At 71.7% G+C, this 20,607-nt stretch carries 19 protein-coding genes; 13 read left to right on the top strand and 6 right to left on the bottom strand.

Annotated features, from left to right (window positions below):
• Window positions 1–86: 86 nt before the first annotated feature.
• The 6 genes from ACZ6X9_RS03215 (at window position 87) to ACZ6X9_RS03190 (ending at window position 6,587) form a co-directional block, all read left to right on the top strand.
• Window positions 87–1,724 carry a peptide ABC transporter substrate-binding protein gene (locus ACZ6X9_RS03215; RefSeq protein ID WP_469776175.1) on the top strand — a complete coding sequence of 546 codons (1,638 nt, stop codon included), beginning with the start codon at window positions 87–89 and terminating at the stop codon, window positions 1,722–1,724.
• A 126-nt stretch (window positions 1,725–1,850) separates the two neighbouring features.
• Window positions 1,851–2,777 (top strand): ABC transporter permease, encoded by a 927-nt coding sequence (locus ACZ6X9_RS03210; protein ID WP_469776174.1) that lies wholly within the window; start codon window positions 1,851–1,853, stop codon window positions 2,775–2,777.
• Window positions 2,770–3,747, top strand: a complete 978-nt coding sequence (locus ACZ6X9_RS03205; protein WP_469776173.1) for an ABC transporter permease — start codon at window positions 2,770–2,772, stop codon at window positions 3,745–3,747. Before ACZ6X9_RS03210 ends, ACZ6X9_RS03205 begins: the two co-directional genes overlap by 8 nt.
• A gap of 11 nt (window positions 3,748–3,758) precedes the next feature.
• Window positions 3,759–4,820: an ABC transporter ATP-binding protein gene (locus tag ACZ6X9_RS03200; protein WP_469776172.1), complete on the top strand. Its 1,062-nt coding sequence runs from the start codon at window positions 3,759–3,761 to the stop codon at window positions 4,818–4,820.
• Entirely contained in the window at window positions 4,813–5,985 is a 1,173-nt protein-coding gene (locus tag ACZ6X9_RS03195) for an ABC transporter ATP-binding protein (protein WP_469776171.1), read from the top strand. Before ACZ6X9_RS03200 ends, ACZ6X9_RS03195 begins: the two co-directional genes overlap by 8 nt.
• Window positions 5,986–6,314: 329 nt before the next feature.
• Complete coding sequence (locus ACZ6X9_RS03190) at window positions 6,315–6,587, top strand: hypothetical protein (RefSeq protein WP_436782614.1); 273 nt, start codon at window positions 6,315–6,317, stop codon at window positions 6,585–6,587.
• Between the two features lie 55 nt (window positions 6,588–6,642).
• Here ACZ6X9_RS03190 and ACZ6X9_RS03185 read toward each other — a convergent pair whose 3' ends face one another.
• The 4 genes from ACZ6X9_RS03185 to ACZ6X9_RS03170 all read right to left on the bottom strand — a co-directional run bounded on the left by ACZ6X9_RS03185 (window position 6,643) and on the right by ACZ6X9_RS03170 (window position 10,497).
• Window positions 6,643–7,428 carry an AraC family transcriptional regulator gene (locus ACZ6X9_RS03185; RefSeq protein WP_469776170.1) on the bottom strand — a complete coding sequence of 262 codons (786 nt, stop codon included), beginning with the start codon at window positions 7,426–7,428 and terminating at the stop codon, window positions 6,643–6,645.
• 161 nt (window positions 7,429–7,589) lie between these two features.
• On the bottom strand, window positions 7,590–8,660 hold the full coding sequence (locus ACZ6X9_RS03180; protein ID WP_469776169.1) for a cytochrome P450: 1,071 nt from the start codon (window positions 8,658–8,660) through the stop codon (window positions 7,590–7,592).
• A 396-nt stretch (window positions 8,661–9,056) separates the two neighbouring features.
• Entirely contained in the window at window positions 9,057–10,379 is a 1,323-nt protein-coding gene (locus tag ACZ6X9_RS03175) for a lanthionine synthetase C family protein (RefSeq protein ID WP_469776168.1), read from the bottom strand.
• Window positions 10,360–10,497 carry a hypothetical protein gene (locus ACZ6X9_RS03170; protein ID WP_469776167.1) on the bottom strand — a complete coding sequence of 46 codons (138 nt, stop codon included), beginning with the start codon at window positions 10,495–10,497 and terminating at the stop codon, window positions 10,360–10,362. The genes ACZ6X9_RS03175 and ACZ6X9_RS03170 overlap by 20 nt, the downstream gene beginning before the upstream one ends.
• 378 nt (window positions 10,498–10,875) lie before the next feature.
• On the opposite strand from ACZ6X9_RS03170, the gene ACZ6X9_RS03165 reads away from it, so the two are divergent.
• From ACZ6X9_RS03165 to ACZ6X9_RS03135, 7 genes are all read left to right on the top strand, one after another.
• Entirely contained in the window at window positions 10,876–12,504 is a 1,629-nt protein-coding gene (locus ACZ6X9_RS03165; protein WP_469776166.1) for a peptide ABC transporter substrate-binding protein, read from the top strand.
• Window positions 12,505–12,597: 93 nt separating this feature from the next.
• Window positions 12,598–13,521: an ABC transporter permease gene (locus ACZ6X9_RS03160; protein WP_469776165.1), complete on the top strand. Its 924-nt coding sequence runs from the start codon at window positions 12,598–12,600 to the stop codon at window positions 13,519–13,521.
• Window positions 13,514–14,524 (top strand): ABC transporter permease, encoded by a 1,011-nt coding sequence (locus ACZ6X9_RS03155; RefSeq protein ID WP_469776164.1) that lies wholly within the window; start codon window positions 13,514–13,516, stop codon window positions 14,522–14,524. Before ACZ6X9_RS03160 ends, ACZ6X9_RS03155 begins: the two co-directional genes overlap by 8 nt.
• Window positions 14,525–14,534: 10 nt before the next feature.
• Window positions 14,535–15,545: an ABC transporter ATP-binding protein gene (locus ACZ6X9_RS03150; RefSeq protein WP_469776163.1), complete on the top strand. Its 1,011-nt coding sequence runs from the start codon at window positions 14,535–14,537 to the stop codon at window positions 15,543–15,545.
• Complete coding sequence (locus ACZ6X9_RS03145) at window positions 15,535–16,584, top strand: ABC transporter ATP-binding protein (protein WP_469776162.1); 1,050 nt, start codon at window positions 15,535–15,537, stop codon at window positions 16,582–16,584. Before ACZ6X9_RS03150 ends, ACZ6X9_RS03145 begins: the two co-directional genes overlap by 11 nt.
• A gap of 146 nt (window positions 16,585–16,730) precedes the next feature.
• The gene (locus ACZ6X9_RS03140) at window positions 16,731–17,288 is read left to right on the top strand and encodes an RNA polymerase sigma factor (RefSeq protein WP_469776161.1); all 558 of its coding nucleotides are present in this window, start codon (window positions 16,731–16,733) and stop codon (window positions 17,286–17,288) included.
• Window positions 17,285–18,436 carry a hypothetical protein gene (locus tag ACZ6X9_RS03135; RefSeq protein ID WP_469776160.1) on the top strand — a complete coding sequence of 384 codons (1,152 nt, stop codon included), beginning with the start codon at window positions 17,285–17,287 and terminating at the stop codon, window positions 18,434–18,436. The genes ACZ6X9_RS03140 and ACZ6X9_RS03135 overlap by 4 nt, the downstream gene beginning before the upstream one ends.
• Before the next feature lie 11 nt (window positions 18,437–18,447).
• Here the strand turns inward: ACZ6X9_RS03135 and ACZ6X9_RS03130 are convergent, their stop codons facing one another.
• The gene (locus ACZ6X9_RS03130; RefSeq protein ID WP_469776159.1) at window positions 18,448–19,506 is read right to left on the bottom strand and encodes an ABC transporter ATP-binding protein; all 1,059 of its coding nucleotides are present in this window, start codon (window positions 19,504–19,506) and stop codon (window positions 18,448–18,450) included.
• Window positions 19,503–20,585 carry an ABC transporter ATP-binding protein gene (locus tag ACZ6X9_RS03125; RefSeq protein ID WP_469776158.1) on the bottom strand — a complete coding sequence of 361 codons (1,083 nt, stop codon included), beginning with the start codon at window positions 20,583–20,585 and terminating at the stop codon, window positions 19,503–19,505. Before ACZ6X9_RS03125 ends, ACZ6X9_RS03130 begins: the two co-directional genes overlap by 4 nt.
• Between the last annotated feature and the right edge of the window lie 22 nt (window positions 20,586–20,607).

The following is a 20,607-nucleotide window of genomic DNA, read 5'->3' as shown; positions in this document are numbered from 1 at the left end:
CGGTTCCTGTTTCCGCTGTCAGGGGTGTCAGCGTCTGGGAACCGGGCTCTCTTTTGGTGACAGTGGACTCCTGAGGAGGGATACCCATGCGTGGTGCCAAGAGTGCCAAGTGGGTCGTGGGTGCGATAGTGGTGGCAATGGCCGCCACGGCGTGCGGATCGTCGAAGGACGATGACAACGGCAGTGGCGGTGGTTCCGGCGTCGGCGCCGGGATGTTCAGCTACCAGGGCAGCGAGCCGCAGAAGCCGCTGACGCCCGCCGGCAACAACGAGGTCGGCGGTGGCCGCATCCTCAAGAACATCTTCCGGGGCCTGACGCAGTACTCGCCCAAGGACGGGTCGCTGAAGATGGCGGTGGCCGAGAAGATCGACACCACGGACTCCCAGCACTTCACTGTCACGCTCAAGAGCGGCTGGACGTTCCACAACGGCGAGCCGGTGACGGCCAAGTCGTTCGTCGACTCCTGGAACTGGAGCGCGAACGTCAAGAACGCCCAGATCAACAGCTCTTGGTTCGCCGAGATCAAGGGCTACGAGGACGTCCACCCGGAGAAGGGCGACCCCAAGTCCGACAAGATGTCGGGTCTGGTGGTGAAGGACGACAAGACCTTCACCGTCGAGCTCAGCCGGCCGGTGGCCCACTGGGAGTACAAGACGGGCTACCCCGCCCTCTCGCCGGTGCCCCAGGCGTTCTTCAAGGACCCGAAGGCCTTCGGCCAGAAGCCGATCGGCAACGGGCCCTACATGTTCGACAAGTGGGACCACAACTCCCAGATCGTGCTGAAGAAGTACGACAAGTACACGGGTGAGGACAAGCCGAAGAACAACGGCGTCGTCTTCAAGGTCTACCTGAAGGCCGACGGCGCCTACGCCGACCTCCAGTCCGGCGGCCTCGACGTCATCGACCAGATCCCGCCGGCCAGCCTCTCCAAGTACAAGTCGGACCTCGGCGACCGCGCCGTGGACCAGCCGATGGCCACGCTGCAGATGGTCGGCTTCCCGATGTACAACAAGGAGTGGCAGGCCCCGGAGAAGGCCAAGGTCCGCCAGGGCCTCTCCATGGCCATCGACCGCGCCGCCATCGGCAAGACGGTCCTCCAGGGCTCCCGTGAGCCCGCCAACGGCTTCCTCAACCCGGGCATCCTCGGCTACGACAAGGGCCAGGACCCCGAGGTGCTGCACTTCGACCCGGAGAAGGCCAAGAAGCTGATCCAGGAGGGCGGTGGCGTCCCGGGCGGCAAGCTCACCCTCATCTACAACGCCGACCTCGGTCACAAGGCGTGGGTGGACGCGGTCTGCAACTCCATCACCAAGAACGCCGGCGTGCCCTGCCAGGGCGACCCCAAGCCGGACATGAAGACCTCCCGTGACCTGATCACCGGCAAGAAGCTCCCGGCCACCGAGATGTTCCGCACCGGCTGGCAGGCGGACTACCCGCACATCGCGAGCTACCTGTCGGACGTCTACCGCACCGGTGCCGCCTCCAACGACTCCGGTTACTCCAACCCGGAGTTCGACAAGCTGACCGCCGAGGCGGACAAGGCCAAGACGCCGGAGGAGTCGGCCAAGCTCTACAAGAAGGCCGAGGACATCCTCCTCCAGGACATGCCGCAGATCCCGCTGTGGAACTACAAGGAGAACGGCGGCTACTCCAAGAACGTCAGCAACGTCGTGTACGACTGGATCGGCGACCCGGTCTGGACCGATGTCGAGGTCAAGAAGTAAGTCACACACCGGCGTTCCGTCCCGCGGCCAGTGAAGCCCGCGGGCGGTTGAACCGGTCGCACGTCGAGCGGCCGGAGGTCCCCGGGGGGCCTCCGGCCGCCGTCGCAGCGATCGTTGGGAGGCACGATGGGGCGTTATATTCTGCGACGCCTGCTCCAGATGATCCCGGTGTTCATCGGCACCACACTGATCATCTTCCTTGCCGTGTACGCCCTCCCGGGCGACCCGGTCAAGGCACTCTTCGGCGACAAGGCCGCGGACCCGGCCACCGTGATCCGGCTCAAGCACCAGTACGGACTCGACAAGCCCCTGCTGGAGCAGTACTGGACCTACCTGACCAACCTGTTCCAGGGCGACCTCGGCACCAGCTTCAGCCAGCGCGAGGTCTCGGACATGCTGGGCGACACCATCCCGGTCACCGTCAAGCTCGCGCTGGTGGCGTTCGGCATCGAGGCCGTCATCGGCATCGGTCTGGGCCTGGCCACCGGTCTCAAGCGGGGCAAGCTCGTGGACCAGGCGGTCCTGCTGCTCACCCTGCTGGTGATCTCCATCCCGATCTTCGTGATCGGCTACCTGGCCCAGGTCTACATCGGGACCAAGTGGGGGATCGTCGACCCGGTGGTCACCGACTCGGATGACCTGTCGCAGCTCATCCTCCCCGGCATCGTGCTGGGTTCGGTGTCGCTGGCGTACGTCTCCCGGCTCACCCGGACCAGCGTGGTGGAGAACGTCCGCGCGGACTACATCCGCACCGCCACCGCCAAGGGGCTGCCGCGCCGGCGGGTGATCGGTGTGCACCTGATGCGCAACTCGCTGATCCCGGTGGTCACCTTCCTCGGCACCGACCTCGGTGCGCTGATGGGCGGCGCGATCGTCACGGAGGGCATCTTCAACGTCAAGGGCATCGGCAACATGCTCTACACGGGCATCACCGGCGCCGACGGGCCGCTGGTGGTGGGCTGCGTGACCTTCCTGGTCGTGGTCTACCTGGTGGCGAGCCTCCTGGTCGACCTCCTCTACGCCGTTCTGGACCCGAGGATCCGCTATGCCTGAGCAGAATGACACCTCCCCCGGCCTGGCCTCGGTGATCGCGTCCGCACCGGACCCCGACACCGGGAGCCCCGCGCTCGCCGTCGACGCGCCTCAGCCGAAGCCCGGCAAGGAGCGCTCCAACAGCCTCTGGGCGAACGCCTGGCGGGACCTGCGGCGCCGGCCCGTCTTCATCGTGTCCTCGGTCATCATCTTCCTGCTGCTGCTGATCTCCTTCTTCCCGGGCTGGTTCACCGACGCCGACCCGAACCCCGGAGACCTGTCGCACTTCCTCCAGGGACCGCACTGGGGCCATGTCTTCGAAGAGGACTGGTTCGGTTACGACTCCCAGGGGCACAGCATCTACGCGCGTGTCATCTACGGTGCCCGCGCCTCGATCATCGTCGGCGTCGTGACGACCGTGGTCGTGACCGTGCTCGGCGGCCTAGTGGGCATGTTCGCCGGCTACTACGGGGGCTGGGTGGACGCCCTCCTCTCCCGCTTCACCGACATCTTCTCCGGCGTGCCGATCCTGCTCGGTTCCCTGGTCATCCTCCAGGCGTTCACCGGCCGGACCGCGTGGACCGTCGCCGTCGCCATCGGCGCCCTCGGCTGGACGCAGATCGCCCGTGTGATGCGCGGTGCGGTGATCACCTGCAAGCAGGCGGACTACGTGCAGGCCGCCCGCGCCCTCGGGGCGGGCAACGGCCGGATCCTGTTCCGGCACATCCTGCCCAACTCCATCGCCCCGGTGATCGTCGTGGCCACCATCGCCCTCGGCATGTACATCTCGCTGGAGGCGACCCTGTCCTACCTCGGCATCGGCATCCAGGACGGCATCTCGTGGGGCGGCGACATCTCCGCCGGTTCGGAGCAGATCCGCAACGCCCTCCACGTCCTGCTGTTCCCGGCCGGTTTCCTCAGCGTCACCGTGCTGGCGTTCATCATGCTCGGCGACGCGGTGCGCGACGCCCTCGACCCCAAGCTGCGCTGAGGGAGGCGTACGTGACCACCACCACCGAGAAGACCGCGGACGTCCCCACGTCCCGCGGCGGAGACGACGGCGGCGTTCCGCTGCTCGAAGTCCGTGACCTGCACGTCGAGTTCCACACCCGGGACGGCGTGGCCAAGGCCGTCAACGGCGTCAACTACTCCGTCTCGTCCGGGGAGACGCTGGCCGTGCTGGGCGAGTCGGGCTCCGGCAAGTCCGTGACGGCGCAGGCCATCATGGGCATCCTCGACATGCCGCCGGGGCGCATCCCCAAGGGGGAGATCCTCTACCGCGGCAAGGACATGCTGAAGATGTCCGGCGACGAGCGCCGGAAGATCCGCGGCGCCAAGATCGCCATGATCTTCCAGGACGCCCTGTCGGCGCTCAACCCGGTGCTCAGTGTGGGCTACCAGCTCGGCGAGATGTTCCGGGTCCACCAGGGCATGTCCAAGAAGGACGCCAAGGCCAAGGCCATCGAGCTGATGGACCGTGTGCGGATCCCCGCCGCCAAGGAGCGGGTGGGGGACTATCCCCACCAGTTCTCGGGCGGTATGCGTCAGCGCATCATGATCGCGATGGCGCTTGCGCTGGAGCCGGACCTGATCATCGCGGACGAGCCGACGACGGCCCTGGACGTCACCGTCCAGGCGCAGGTGATGGACCTGCTGGCCGAGCTCCAGCGCGAGTTCAACATGGGCCTCATCCTCATCACGCACGACCTCGGTGTCGTCGCCGACGTCGCCGACAAGATCGCCGTGATGTACGCCGGACGGATCGTCGAGACGGCTCCCGTGCACGAGCTCTACAAGCGCCCGGCCCACCCGTACACCCGGGGCCTGCTGGACTCGATCCCGCGCCTGGACCAGAAGGGCCAGGAGCTCTACGCGATCAAGGGCCTGCCGCCGAACCTGCTGAAGATCCCCACCGGTTGCGCCTTCAACCCGCGCTGCCCGAAGGCGCAGGACATCTGCCGGTCCGAGATCCCGCCGCTGCACGAGGTCACCGAGCCGGACGACGCGGAGCTCGCCGGCCGCGGGAGCGCCTGCCACTTCTGGAAGGAGACGATCCATGGCTGAGACCGGCACGAAGTCCGGCGGGACGTCCGTCGAGAAGGAAGCGGCCGTGGCGAAGACGCCCAACGTCACCGAGGTGCAGGTGACCGACGCGAGCACGACCGCCGAGGTGGAGGCCGTCCTCGACGCCCCCGTCGAGCGCGGTGAGCCGATCCTGCAGGTGCGCAACCTCGTCAAGCACTTCCCGCTGACGCAGGGCGTGCTGTTCAAGAAGCAGGTCGGCGCGGTCAAGGCCGTGGACGGGATCTCCTTCGACCTCTACCAGGGCGAGACCCTGGGCATCGTCGGCGAGTCCGGCTGTGGCAAGTCCACGGTCGCCAAGTTGCTGATGACCCTGGAGACGGCCACCGCCGGCGAGGTCTTCTACAAGGGCCAGGACATCACCAAGCTGTCCGGCCGGGCGCTGAAGGCCGTCCGCCGCAACATCCAGATGGTGTTCCAGGACCCGTACACGTCGCTGAACCCGCGGATGACGGTCGGCGACATCATCGGCGAGCCCTTCGACATCCACCCCGAGGTGGCCCCCAAGGGCGACCGGCGGAAGAAGGTCCAGGAGCTGCTGGACGTCGTCGGCCTCAACCCGGAGTACATCACCCGGTACCCGCACCAGTTCTCGGGCGGCCAGCGGCAGCGCATCGGCATCGCCCGGGGGCTGGCGCTCAACCCGGAGATCATCATCTGCGACGAGCCCGTCTCGGCGCTGGACGTCTCCGTGCAGGCGCAGGTCATCAACCTGATGGAGAAGCTGCAGGACGAGTTCAACCTCTCCTACATCTTCATCGCCCACGACCTGTCCATCGTCCGGCACATCTCCGACCGGGTCGGGGTGATGTACCTGGGGAAGATGGCCGAGATCGGCACCGACAGCGAGATCTACGACCACCCCACGCACCCGTACACCCAGGCGCTGCTGTCGGCCGTGCCGGTGCCGGACCCGGAGGCGCGGGCCGGCCGGGAGCGGATCATCCTGACCGGTGACGTGCCGTCGCCGGCCAACCCGCCGTCCGGCTGCCGGTTCCGCACCCGCTGCTGGAAGGCCCAGGACAAGTGCGCCGAGGAGGTGCCGCTGCTGGCGGTGCCCGAGGTTTTCGTCGGCAGGAAGACCCTGGCCGCGCACGAGTCGGCCTGCCACTTCGCGGAGGAGAAGCAGGTGGTGGGGGCGGCGTAGCCGCTCGTCGCTCGCACCGGGAATTCGCCCCGGCCCCGCCCCGTACACGGGCGAGGCCGGGGCGAATTCCTTGTCATGGCAGCGGTTTCGCATGTCCCTTCGGCGGTGCGCATTTCTTCAAGTCTTCCGCCCGGCCGCTGCTGTAACGTCGCGGTCGTGACGCGGAGGCGAGTCCCTCTCGGGTCCTTCCGGGGTTTTGGGGCCTTTCAGGGCCATCGGGATCCTTGGCAGGACCCTCTGTGAAAGCCTCGCCTCCTTGAGGGATTGCCCTCGATGCTCTTCCACCAGAAGTCAAGGTACCCATTCCAAAAGGAGTCAGTGTGCCGCACTTGGGAAGAACCGTATCGGCCGTAGGAATCACCGCCGCGCTGCTGTTCGGCGGAGGGATGGCCACGACGGCTTCGGCCGCGACCGCCCAGCCGTCGGCGAGCGCGTCCGATTCGGCGGCCTCCGTCCTGCCGGGGGAGTGGCAGTTCGCGGGCAACTACGCCACCTACGAGAAGTGCCGGATATCGGGGAGGTCGTCCGGTTACCAATTCAGGTGCGAAGAGGAGAGGCGTCTGAAGGTCTGGAAGCTCTACATCTGGGCTGACCACGCCTGAGGGGGAAGCGCGCCCGATGCGTCGTGGGGCCGCATGCGGGCGTAGCTCCCGGGGGTCAGTCGCCGAGCCGTCGGCGCAAAGACGCCGGGGCGGCTCCGGCGAGCGCGCGTACCTCGCGTGAGAGGTGCGCGTGGTCGGAGTAACCGCACTGGGCGGCGACAACAGCGAGGCTGTCGCCGCCCGGTGTGCCGTTGGTGATCAGCGTGAGCGCCTTGCGGAACCGTAGGATCCGGGCCGCTGTCTTCGGTGTGCAGCCGACGTGCTCCCGGAACACCTGCTCCAGCCGGCGTCTGCTGACGCCCGTGGACTCGGCGAGGTGGCGGACGGGGACGCCTCCGGCGGATGCCCGGAGGTGGCGCCAGGCCGACACCGCGATCCTCGGGGGCTCGCGGCGTCGGGTGACGTACCCGAGGAGCAGTTCGTCGAGTATGCCGAACCGGGTGGGCCAGTCGTCGGCGGCGGCCAGGCGGTGGGTGATCCGGCGCAGGCGAGCGGGGCCCATGAGCGTGCTCAGCGGGTGTCGGGTGTTGGCGAGCTCGTGCATCGGGACGTCGAGCAGGGCGGCGGCGCCAGGAGGGGTGAGGGAGATGACGACCCCGAAGTGGTGGCCGCCCAGTTCCATGTCGAGGGGGGCGTCGACGAGGCCGCAGACCATGCCGTCCAGGGTGGGGGCCCGGAAGGCGGTGCCGGCGGCGTAGCGGCCGACGGGTGCCAAGTCGATGAGGACGGCGGGCGCGACGGTGGCGACGACCTTACGTCGGACCGGCGCGCCCACTCGTTCGTCGAAACCCAGGTAGCCCAGGACGAAGGCGGAGAGAGCGGGGTGAGGGGCGCTCGTCACGGGTGCGCCGGTTCGGCTTCGCCAGAATCCGTTCACTATCTCCATGCACGCCCGTCCCTTCGCTTCACACGAGTAACCCCTAGGGGAAGGCTAGTTGAGGAGCGTTGGCGGGGGTGGAGTAGTTCCGGAATTCGGCGGTCGCCTCGGTCGGAAGGGGCCGTTCAGGCTCCGAGGGTGATCGGGAGGGAGAGGAAGCCGCGGAGGGTGGGGTGGGGTTCGCGGAGGCCCGGGGTGGTGGGGGCGCAGTCGGGGTACGTGTTCGCGAACTCCGTGAGGAGGGTGCGGGTTTGCAGGAGGGCCAGGGGGGTGCCGAGGCAGGAGTGGGGGCCCACGCCGAAGGCGAAGTGCGGGTTGGGGCGGCGGGACAGGTCCAGGCGGTCCGGGTGGGGGAACACCTCGGGGTCGCGGTGGGCGGAGCCCAGCAGGACCCGGACCCGGTCGCCGGGGGCGAGCCGCCGGCCGCCCAGGACGGCCGGGGCGGTCACCGCGCGGTCCTGGGCCTGGAACGGACTGTCGAAGCGGATGAGTTCGTCGAGGGCGACGGACGTCATGGGGCCCGTGAGGCCGGCGAACCGGCGGAGGGCGCCGGGGTGGCGGATCAGCGCGTTCAGGGCGTTGCCGAGGAGGCGCAGGCCGGAGTTGAGGGCGGCGAACAGCAGGGCGGACAGCGCGGCGATCAGGGCCTCGGGGGCCACCGTGTGGGCGGGCGCGTGCAGCCGCAGGGAGCGCAGGATGCCGCCGGCCCGGTCGGTGGCGTCGTGCGCGTAGCGGTACTCGGCGCGGAGCATCCTGGCCAGCAGGGCCCGCGCCCGTAGTCCGGCGGCGGTCTCGTCGGGGCCCGCGCCGGCCGTCATGCCGCGGATCGCGTCCCGGCAGGCGTCGAGGAAGCCGTCACGGGCGGCCAGGCCGCCGCAGAACAGGGCTCCGCCGGCGTACGCGGTGACGGGGACCGCGATATCGGTGACGAAGTCGGCCGTCCGCCGTCCTTCGAGGCCGGCGAGGAGGCCGCGGGTGAACGCGCGGACGTCGGCGGCGAGCCGGCCGAGGTCCTGCGCCCGGAAGGCCTCCGTGAGCAGTTCGCGGACCGGCTGCCGGTCCTCGGGGGCCAGGGTGCCGGTCTGCTCGGGGCCGAGGGACGCGGGGTGGCGCGCGTCGCGCAGGCGGCCGAGGTCGGCGGTGAACAGCCGGCTGTCCCGGAGGACGCGCAGACAGTCGTCGTAACGGGATATCACCCAGAATCCGGAGCCGGATTCCCCGTACCGGTGGACGGGGTCCGCTTGCCGCAGCTTGGTATAGACCTTATAGGGGTCGGCGATAAAGTCCGGGGAAAGCGGGTCGAAAAGCGCGTCGCCGGAGCCTTGGGGTCCGGTGGAAATCCGGGGTCCCTGGGAATCCCGGGTGCGGACCCGCCCCGGCCCCGGGCGCCGTGGACACGCGTCGCTCATCAGGGGTTCCTCCTCGTCGCCGCGACCGCCGAACTGCCGTGCAACCGACGGGGGTTGATAATTGAATCCGAGACGACGCATCGTACTGAGCGGGGGCGCCCGGCGACAGGGAAAGGGCGGGGAGGATACGGAACGGATGCCTTTCGCTTTTCCGGCGGAACCCGCGCCGGAGTTCCGGCGGGCTCAGTTCACGAGCAGGGCCATGTCCCAGTCCGCGTGGGCGCGGCCGTTGGCATACGCGTCCAGGGCCAGGGCGACACCCGCCGCGCCGTCCAGGAAGCCGGGGAGGTCCGCCCCGCCGGGGACGTTGGTCATGGCGGCACGGAAGCCGAAACGGTACCTCTCGTCGAAGGCGCCCAGGGCGAGGGCCGCCAGGTCGTCGCGGACCGCCGGGAGCCGGGCGTCGTCCATGTGCGCGCCGAGCAGGCCCAGCAGGTGGAGCAGGCCCCCGGCGCCGTGGCAGATCCCGGCGTCCTCCAGACCCCAGTCCGCCACCGGGCGGGACAGCAGGGGCAGGAGGGAACGATGGGCCAGCTCGTGCCAGTCGGGCCGGTCCAGGGCCAGGGCCGCGATCTGGATCGCCCGGGACACTCCCGGGGCGCCGTAGCACCAGGAAGGGCGCTGCCACGGCAGGCGGAGCGCGGCGGGGCCCGCGGTCCAGTCGTCCAGGGTCAGGAACGGCGGCCGGCCCGCCTCGCCGTCGTCGGGCACCGCCCACCGTTCCAGCAGTCCGACCAGGTTCTCGATGGCCTCCCGCTGGCCCTCGACGGTCTCGCCGGCCCGCCAGGCGAGGGCGAGCAGCGCGAGCGGGCCCGCGACGCCGTGTGCGAGACCGAGGTTGAGGTGGCCGTCGGGCAGTTCCGCCTCCTGGCCCTTCCGCGGCGCCGACCGGCTCCACCAGCGCGGGACGCGGTGGCCGCGGACGACGGCCGTGCCGTGCGCCAGGCCGGTGAGGTAGCCGAGAACGGCGTGCGCTTCCGTGCGGGCCGCCTCCCCGCGGGCCAGCAGGAAGCGGCCGACGCCGCTCATGCCGTAGATCGTCTCGAACTCGTGGTTGGTGGCGACCGGCTCGTCCGTGACCGGGGGCAGGGTCTTCCGCACCAGGTCGCGGTGGTAGGCGTCCAGCCGCTCCAGCGCGGAGCGGTAGCCGCCCGTGGCCCGGTGGGCGACCAGCAGGGCGTACGCCGCGCCGCTGGTGCCCGAGAAGACGCCCCGGGGCGCGGGGCCGCCCCCGGCCACGGCCGCCAGGGCCCGCAGCAGGTACGCGTGGGCGCCCGCGACGTACTCGGGCTCCCGCGCGGTGGCGCCGCTGAAGGCCAGGGAGACGGCCGCGTGGCCGCCCGGCGTCCACAGGTTCTCGCCGGCCGGCCCGGCCGACCCGGCGGGGACGCCGGTGTCCGCCGCGACGGCGTCCGGGTCGGCGAGCGTCCCGAGCACCTCGCGTACGACCTCCCGCGCCTCGGCCGCGTGGCGGGGGCCGCGCCCGTCACTCCGCTCCGTGCCCACGGGTCCCACCTCCGGCCGCGCGTCGTCGTCCGAGCTCCTCGCGGGCGATGCCGCGCAGTACGGCGTAGCCGCGTTCCTCGCGGTCCCGGTCGATGCCGAGGAGCCGGTTGTGCTGCATGTGCAACAGGCCGAACAGGGCGTTCCCGTCGTGCGGTACGACCAGGCCCCCGTACGCCGGGCCTCCGGCGGGCGGTCCCCCGGGAACCGCTCGCGGACGGCCCGGAACGCAAGCGGGGGTGGGAATTCCTGTAGGGCCGGGGTGGCGGCGCGGGGGCGGCGCTTCCGTGGCGTCTCGTCTCCGGCCCGCCGCTCCCGCGCGTGCCGCTCCCGCGCGTGCCGCTCCCGCGCGTGCCGCTCCCGCATACGGGCGGATTCTCCGGCGCTCCGTGCACACTCGGCGCTCATGAAAGTGCGCCGAGTGACCGCATCGGTGATATTTGGGCCTACACCCCGGCGTCCCGTCGCCGCCCGACCCGGCACCCGAGGAGGAAGTCCCATGCGAGGAGGCGTACGGAGCCGGGCCGCGGTGGCCCTCTGCGTCGTCGCCCTCGCCGCGTCGGCCGCCGCCGGGTGCGGGGGCGGGGTGGACGGGCGGACGGTGGGGGTGGTGCGGGCGTCGTGGGGAGACCCGCAGAACGCGCTGGAGCCGGCCAACACCAACGAGGTGCAGGGCGGCAAGGTGCTCGACCTGATCTTCCGGGGGCTCAAGCGGTACGACCCGGAGACCGGCGCCGCGACGGACATGCTGGCCGAGAAGATCGAGTCGGACGACGCCCAGAATTTCACCGTCCGCCTGAAGGACGGCTGGACCTTCAGCAACGGGGAGAAAGTCACCGCCGGGTCGTTCGTGGACGCGTGGAATTACGCGGCGCTGGTCGACAACCGGCAGAAGAACGCCGCTTTCTTCGCCTATGTCGACGGCTACGAGAAAGTGCATCCCGCCCGGGGCGAGCCGACCGCGAAAACCCTTTCCGGGCTCGTCGTCAAAGACCCCCGCACCTTCACCGTCAAGCTCCGCACCAAGTTCTCCACCTGGCCCGACACGCTGGGCTACCCGGCGTTCGCCCCGCTGCCCCGGGCCTTCTTCGAGGATCACCAGGGCTGGCTGCGGAAGCCCGTCGGAAACGGCCCGTACGCGGTCGACGCGTACACCCGGGGCTCCGTCATGCGGCTCAGCAAATGGGACGGCTACCCGGGCCCGGACAAGGCGCTCAACACCGGCGTGGAACTCCGCGTCTACACCGACACCAACACCGCGTACACCGACCTCCAGGCCGGCAACATCGACCTCGTCGACGACATTCCGAGCACCCAGTTGAGAAACGTCCGGAAGGACCTCGGGAACCGCTATCTCAACCAGCCGGCCGGCATCCTGCAGACGCTCGTGTTCCCGCTGTACGACGAGCGGTGGTCGAAGGCCGGGATGGAGAAGGTCCGGCGGGGGCTGTCCATGGCGATCGACCGGGAGCAGATCACCCGGCGCATCTACCGCGGCACCCGGACCCCGGCCGGCGACTGGACGTCACCGGTCCTCGGCGACAAGGGCGGCTACAAGGCGGGGCTGTGCGGCGAGGTCTGCACCTACGACCCGGCCCGGGCCAAGCGGTTGATCCGGGAGGGCGGCGGGCTGCCCGGCGGGCGGGTCACCCTCACCTCGAACGTCGACAGCGGGTCCCACCGCGTCTGGATGGACGCCGTGTGCAACAGCGTCAACAACGCCCTCGGCGACGACCGGGCGTGCACCGTCAACCCCGTCGGCACTTTCGCCGACTTCCGCAACAAGATCACCCAACAGCGGATGACCGGCCTGTTCCGCTCCGGCTGGCAGATGGACTACCCGCTCATCCAGAACTTCCTCCAGCCCACCTACTACACCGACGCCTCGTCCAACTACGGCAAGTTCAGCGACGCGCGCTTCGACCGGCTGGTCGACGAGGCCAACGCCGAGTCGGACACCGGGAAGGCGGTCGCGAAGTTCCAGGACGCCGAGCGGGTCCTCGCCGAACTGATGCCGGCCATCCCGCTCTGGTACCAGAACGGGAACGCCGGCTACACCGCCGACCTCTCCGACGTGACGCTCAACCAGTTCAGCGTGCCCGTCTACGAGCGGATCAAGGTCAAGTGACCCGCGCCGGCCACGTCACCCGGGCCGCCGCGGCCGCCCGCACCGCCGCCTGACCGACGAACAGAGGACGAACCGAGGACGAGGAGGGGTCCCATGGGACGGTACGTGATCCGCCGGCTGCTCCAGATGGTCCCGGTGTTCATCGGCAGCACGTTCCTCATCTTCTTCATGGTCTACGCCCTCGGCGACCCCGTCGCCGCCCTCTTCGGCGACAAGGCCCCCGACCCGGCCGTCGCCGCCCGCATCCGTGCCGAGCTCTACCTCGACCAGCCGCTGTGGAAGCAGTACCTGCACTACATGGGCCAGATCCTCACCGGGGACTTCGGCACCGCCTTCACCGGACAGCCCGTCCTCGACCTGATGGGCGACGCCTTCCCGGTCACCCTGCGGCTGACGATCGTCGCCGTGGCCTTCGAGGTGGTCGTCGGCATCGCCCTCGGCGTGCTCAGCGGACTGCGGCGCGGCCGGCCGGCCGACACCTCCGTGCTGATGGTCACCCTGATCGTCGTCTCGGTCCCCACCTTCGTCAGCGGCTACCTCCTCCAGTACCTCTTCGGCGTCAAGTGGGCGGTCGTCTCCCCGTCCGTCTCACCCGAGGCGACCTTCGCCGAACTGCTGCTGCCCGGCGCCGTGCTGGGCCTCGTCTCGCTCGCCTACGTCACCCGGCTGACCCGCACCTCGCTCGCCGAGAACGCCCGCGCCGACTACATCCGCACCGCCGTCGCCAAGGGCCTCCCGCGCCACCGCATCGTCCTCCGGCACCTGCTGCGCAACTCGCTGATCCCCGTGGTCACCTTCATCGGCGCGGACGTCGGCGCGCTGATGGGTGGTGCCATCGTCACCGAGCGGATCTTCAACATCCACGGCGTCGGCTACCAGCTCTACCAGGGCATCCTCCGGCAGAACTCGCCCACGGTGGTCGGCTTCGTGACCGTCCTCGTCCTCGTCTTCCTCCTCGCCAACCTGATCGTCGACCTCCTCTACGCCGTGCTCGACCCGAGGATCCGCCATGTCTGAGCCCCCGTACCCGCAGCTCCCGGAGGAACCGGCCGCCACCCGCCCCGTCAGCCCCGGCGACGGCGGCGCCGCGCGGCTGGCCTCCCACGAGGCGGAGACCCTGGAGCGCCTCCCGGCCCAGCCCGCGGAACCGGGAACCGGCACCGGCACCCACGCCAAGGCCCGCAGCCTGTGGTCCGACGCCTGGCACGACCTGAGCCGCAACCCGGTCTTCCTGCTCTCCGCGCTGGTCATCGCCTTCCTGCTGCTGATCGCCGTCTGGCCGGGGCTGGTGGCGGGCGGCAACCCGCTCCAGTGCGACCTCGCCAAGTCCCAGGAGGGCTCCCAGCCCGGCCACCCGTTCGGTTTCGACGCCCAGGGCTGCGACGTCTTCACCCGCACCATCCACGGCGCCCGCGCCTCCATCACCGTCGGCGTCTGCGCCACCGCCGGGTCCGCGCTGCTCGGCAGCGTCCTCGGCGGCCTCGCCGGGTACTACGGGGGCTGGTGGGACGCGCTGCTCTCACGGCTCGCCGACGTCTTCTTCGGCATCCCCATCATCCTCGGCGGCCTCGTCTTCCTCTCCGTCGTCACCGGCGGCTCCGTCTGGCCGGTGGTCGGCTTCATCGTCCTGCTGGGCTGGCCGCAGATCTCCCGCATCGCCCGCGGCGCGGTCGTCGCCGCCAAGCAGCACGACTACGTGCAGGCCGCCCGCGCGCTCGGCGCCGGCGACCGGCGGCTGCTGCTGCGGCACATCGCGCCCAACGCGGTGGCGCCCGTCATCGTCGTCGCCACCATCGCGCTCGGCACCTACATCGCCCTGGAGGCCACGCTGTCGTTCATCGGCGTCGGCCTCAAACCGCCCACCGTCTCCTGGGGGATCGACATCTCCAACGCCTCCAACCAGATCCGCAACGCCCCCCACATGCTGCTCTGGCCGGCCGGGTTCCTCAGCGTGACGGTGCTCGCGTTCATCATGCTCGGCGACGCGGTGCGCGACGCCCTCGACCCCAGACTGCGCTGAGGAGACGGCCGTGACCACCGCCCCGACCACCGTCCCGACCGAGGCCCTGCTCGACGTCCGGGACCTGCACGTCGAGTTCCGCACCCGGGACGGCGTGGCCAAGGCCGTCAACGGCGTGAGTTGCACCGTGGAGGCGGGGGAGACGCTGGCCGTGCTCGGCGAGTCCGGTTCGGGCAAGTCGGTGACCGCGCAGGCCGTGATGGGCATCCTGGACTCGCCGCCCGGCCGCGTCACCGGCGGCCAGGTCCTCTTCCGCGGCCAGGACCTGCTCACCATGGGCGCCGAGCACCGCCGCCGGCTGCGCGGCGACCGGCTGGCCATGATCTTCCAGGACGCCCTGTCGGCGCTGAACCCGGTGCTCACCGTCGGCGCCCAGCTCGCCGAGATGTACGAGGTCCACCAGGGCATGACCCGCAGGGACGCGCGGGCCCGCGCGGTCGAGCTGATGGACCGGGTGCGGATCCCCGCCGCCAAGGAGCGGGTGGGGGACTATCCGCACCAGTTCTCGGGCGGTATGCGTCAGCGCATCATGATCGCGATGGCGCTGGCGCTGGAGCCGGACCTGATCATCGCGGACGAGCCGACGACGGCCCTGGACGTGACCGTGCAGGCGCAGGTGATGGACCTGCTGGCCGAGCTCCAACGGGAGTTCACCATGGGGCTCGTCCTCATCACCCACGACCTCGGTGTCGTCGCCGACGTCGCCGACAAGATCGCCGTGATGTACGCCGGACGCATCGTCGAGAACGCCCCCGTCCGCGACCTGTACGCCGCGCCCGCCCACCCGTACACCCAGGGTCTGCTGGAGTCCGTGCCGCGCCTGGACCGCAAGGGCAAGGAGCTGCACGCGATCAAGGGACTGCCGCCCAGCCTGGTGGACATCCCACCCGGCTGCCCCTTCAACCCCCGCTGTCCCAGGGCCCGGGACGTCTGCCGCACCGACCGGCCGCCCCTCTTCCCGGTCGCGCCCGGCCGCAGCAGTGCCTGCCACTTCTGGAAGGAGACCCTCGATGCGAGCTGACGGCGGGGCCGTCCTGGAGGTGCGCGACCTGGTCAAGCACTACCCGCTGACCCAGGGCGTCCTCGTCCGCCGGCAGGTCGGCGCCGTCCGCGCCGTCGACGGGGTCTCCTTCGACCTGCGCCGCGGCGAGACCCTGGGCGTCGTCGGCGAGTCCGGCTGCGGCAAGTCCACCCTGGCCCGGCTGCTCGTCAACCTCGAACGGCCCACCGCCGGGCGGATCCTGTACAAGGGCGAGGACATCACCCGGCTGTCGGGGCGGGCGCTGAAGGCCGTCCGCCGCAACATCCAGATGGTGTTCCAGGACCCGTACACCTCGCTCAACCCCCGAATGACCGTCGGGGACATCATCGGCGAGCCCTTCGACATCCACCCCGAGGTGGCCCCCAAGGGCGACCGGCGCCGGCGGGTACGGGAGCTGCTGGAGGTCGTCGGGCTCAGCCCCGAGCACGTCAACCGCTACCCGCACCAGTTCTCGGGCGGCCAGCGGCAGCGCATCGGCATCGCCCGCGGGCTCGCCCTGCGCCCCGAGATCATCGTCGCCGACGAGCCGGTGTCGGCGCTGGACGTCTCCGTGCAGGCCCAGGTCGTCAACCTGCTGGAGCGGCTCCAGGACGAGTTCGAGCTGTCGTACGTCTTCATCGCCCACGACCTGTCCGTCGTCCGGCACATCTCGGACCGGGTGGCCGTGATGTACCTGGGCCGGCTGGTGGAGGCGGGCACCGACGTCCAGATCTACGAGCACCCCACGCACCCGTACACCCAGGCGCTGCTCTCCGCCGTGCCGGTCCCCGACCCGTCCGTCCGCACCCGCCGCGACCGCATCCTGCTGGTGGGCGACGTGCCGTCGCCGGCGAACCCGCCGTCCGGCTGCCGGTTCCGCACCCGCTGCTGGAAGGCGCGGCGCCGGTGCGCCGAGGAGGTGCCGCCGCTGGAGGTCCCGGAGGCGTTCCGGGAGAGCGGCGGCCCGGCGGCACACGTGTCCGCCTGCCACTACGCGGGGGAGCGGCGGGTGGTGCCGGCGGCGGGGCCGGAGGAGTGAGGCCCCGCCGCCGGGCTCGGCGAGAGGCCGGGGATCCCGCCGCCGGGAAGTGAGCCTTACGCGGCGTGCCCCGCGAACGCTTTCCCCGCCGGCCGGCAAGTACGGTCCGAGGGCCGCTGCGCACGCGGCCGGGGGAAAGGTGGCCGGTGGAAACCGACGACGAGTTGCTGGTCCGCTCGGCACGCGAGGCGCGGGCCTTCGAGCCGTTGGTCGGGCGGCACGCGACCGCGCTGCACGGGTACTTCGCCCGGCGGGCACCCGGGGCGGCCGACGACCTGCTGGCGGAGGCGTGGCTCCGGGCGTTCACCGCGCGCGGCACGTACGACCCGGCGCGCGGGACGGCGCGCGCGTGGCTGTTCGGGATCGCCCGGAACGTCCTCGCGGCGCACTGGCGCGGAGAGGAACGGCAACGGCGGGCCGTACGGGAGGACGAACCGAGCAGCGACCCCTGGCACGCCGTCGACCGGCGGCTCGACGCGGCGGCGGTGGCACCGCTGATCCGCACCACCCTGGCGGCCATGCCGCACGTGGAACGGGAGTTGCTGCTCCTCGTGGCCTGGGAGCAACTGAGCCCGGCCGAGGCCGCCGCCGCGGTCGGCGTGCCTCCCGGCACGGCCCGCTCCCGGCTGCACCGCGCCCGCGGCCGGCTGCGCGCGGCCCTCGCCCCCTCCGGCACGCTGCCCCTGACAGGAGACCTCGCATGAGCGGGAACCAGCGGGACGACCGCACCGCCCCGGACGACCGCACCGCCCCTCACGACCGCACTGCCCCTCGCGACCGTACCGCCCCCGACGTCCGCACCGCCTCCGACGACGACGCCGGACAGGGCGTCCTCGCCTTCCCCGGTGCCGCCGGGCTGACCGCCGCCGGCCGTGTCGCCCCGCCCTCCCCTGACGCCGTCGCGGCGGCGCTCGACGCCGTCCGGGCCGCCGCCCGCGCCGAGGAGGGCCGGCCGCCGGAGCCCGCCACGGCGCCGGGGGACGGCACCCGGGCGCCGGAGGCGCGGGGCGGCGTGCCGCTCCGGTCCCGGTGGCGCCGCCGGGCCCCGGTCCTGGTCTCCGCCGCCGCGGTGGTGGCCGTCGCCGTGGGCGCGGCCGTCTGGTCCGGGCCGGGCGACGGCGGGGGGCGGGACCGGGCGACGGCGACGGCGGCCCGGCCGACGGAGGGGCCCGCGCCGTTCTGGGAGGTGCGGACCGCCGAGTCGGGCAGGGGGCCGGGGGGCGCCCGGGGGACGTCCACGTCGACCGTCTGGCTGGGCCGGAAGGAGGTCCGGGAGCGGGCCGGCGACGGACCCGTGTACGAGAGCACGCGGATGAGGGGTGACGAGACCCTGGCCTTCGAGGTGAACAGCCGGGAGGTCAAGTGGGACGACCTCGGGAAGCTGCCCACGGACCGGGCGGCGCTGCGCCGGAAGCTCACCGCCAAGGTGCCCGGCATGGGCGACCCCACCCCCGAGGGCCTCTTCAACGGCATCGAGGAGCTGCTCGCCCGGTCGCCCGCCTCACCGGAGCTGCGGGCCGCGCTGTACGACCTGCTGCCCGGCATCCCCGGGGTGCGGCCGGCGGGCACCGTCCGCGACGACAGGGGCAGGACCGGCGTGGCGTTCGACCACACCGGCGACGACCGGCGGTCCCGCATGGTGATCGACCCGCGGACGCACCGGGTGCTGGAGTCACTGAGCTTCCTGGTGGGCGACGCGCCCGCGCGCGACCCGTTCCTCGGCGGCCTCAAGGACGGAGCCCTGCTCAACCGCACCACCTACCTGATCTCCCGGCCCGCCTGGGACGTGCCCCCGGCCCGGCCGCGCCCCGCGGCGTCGTTCCCCCTCCCGCCGATGCCCACGGCGGGGTGAGGCGCCCCCGCTCACGGCGCGGCCGCCGGCTCCGGGAAGTGGCAGGCCGACAGGTGTCCCTCCCCGCTTCCCTCCGCCCGTACCAGCGGCGGCTCCTCCGTCGCGCACCGGTCCGCCGCCTTCCAGCAGCGGGTGCGGAAGCGGCAGCCCGACGGCGGGGAGACCGGGGAGGGCACGTCGCCGGTGAGGCGGATGCGTTCGCGCGGGGCCTCCGCGGCCGGCTCGCCCTCGGCGCCGGGGGCAGACATTTCGCCCGGGGGTGGGATCTCGCCGGGGACCGGGACCTCGGGGACGGCGGAGAGCAGGGCGTGGGTGTACGGGTGCCGGGGGTGCCCGTAGATGGCGTCCCGCGGGCCCACCTCCACGATCCGTCCCAGGTACATCACCGCCACCCGCTGCGAGAAGTGCCGGACGACGGCGAGGTCGTGGGCGATGAACAGGAAGGCGATGCCCAGCTCCCGCCGCAGCGTCTTCAGCAGGTTGACCACCTGGGCCTGGATGGACACGTCCAGGGCGGAGACCGGCTCGTCCGCGATGATGACCTTCGGGTCGAGGGCCAGCGCGCGGGCGATGCCGACGCGCTGCCGCTGGCCGCCGCTGAACTCGTGCGGGAAGCGGTTGTAGTGCTCGGGGTTGAGGCCCACGGTGTCCAGCAGTTCGCGCACCCGGGCCTCCCGGCCGCCGGGCGGCCGGATGCCGTTGACCTCCATCGGGCCGGCGATGATCCGGCCGACCGTCTGCCGGGGATTGAGCGACGAGTACGGGTCCTGGAAGATCATCTGGATCTGGGAGCGGACGGGCGCGAGCCGTCGGCGGCTCGCGTGGGTGATGTCCTCGCCCTGATAGGTGATCCGGCCGGCGGTCGGCTCCAGCAGCCGGGTGAGCAGCCGGCCGGTGGTGGACTTGCCGCAGCCGGACTCGCCGACCAGCCCGAAGCCCTCCCCGGCCCGGACCGCCAGGTCGACGCCGTCCACGGCCCGTACCGCGCCCACCCGGCGGCGGACGGGGAAGCCGCCCAGGACGGGGAAGTGCTTGGTCAGCCCCTCGGCGACCAGGATGTCGTCCGTCATGCCTCGCTCCTCGGGCCGGCCGGCGCCGGGGGCCGTTCGATGAACAGGGGGTGCCGCCGGCCGGGCGGCAGATGGCAGGCCGCGCCGCGGCCGGCGGGCAGCTCCGGGCGTTCGCCGGAGCAGCGGTCGCCCGGCACCTCCCCGGTCCAGGCGCAGCGCGGGTGGAACGGGCAGCCGGGCGGCGGCGCCAGCAGGCTGGGCGGTGCGCCCGGGACGGGGACCAGCGGCGCGTCCGGGTCGGAGGACAGCCGGGGCATCGAGCCCAGCAGCCCCCAGGTGTAGGGGTGGCGCGGGTCGCGCAGCATCTCGCGCACCGTGCCGCGTTCCACGGCCCGCCCGGCGTACATCACCAGCAGGTCGTCCGCCGTACGGGCGACCACGCCCAGGTCGTGGGTGATCAGGACGATCGCCGAACCGGTCTCCCGCTGAAGCTCCTTGAGCAGGTCCAGGATCTGCGCCTGGACGGTGACGTCCAGGGCGGTGGTGGGTTCGTCGGCGATCAGCAGTTCGGGGTCGCAGACCAACGCCATGGCGATCATGGCGCGTTGGCGCATGCCGCCGGAGAACTGGTGCGGGTAGTCGTCGACGCGCTGCTCCGGGTGCGGGATGCCGACCCGGCCCAGCATCTCGACCGCGCGGAGCCGGGCCGCCCGCCGGGAGGCGCCGGTGTGCTTGCGGTACGGCTCGGCGATCTGCCGGCCGACCGTGTAGTACGGGGAGAGGGCGGTCAGCGAGTCCTGGAAGACCATCGCCGCCTTGGCGCCGCGCAGCCGCTCCAGCGTGGCCTCCGACGCTCCGGTCACCTCCTGCCCGTCCAGCAGCACCCGGCCGGTGATCTCGGTGGTGCGCGGGTCGTGCAGGCCGAGGACGGTGAGCGCGGTGACGGACTTGCCGGAGCCGGACTCGCCGACGATGCCGAGGGTGCGCCCGCGCTCCAGGCCGAGGGAAAGGCCGTCGACGGCCTTGACGACGCCGTCCTCGGTCCGGAAGCGGACGCGCAGGTCGTCGATGGAGAGGAAGGGAGGGGGCGGGGGTGGTGGCTGCGCTTCCGCGGGGCCGGGCGGCGGGGTGTCGTTCATCGGGGGAACTCCTTGCGTGTCC

Source organism: Streptomyces sp. NPDC052910 (assembly GCF_055585605.1).
This window is presented reverse-complemented; position numbering and strand designations above follow the sequence as displayed.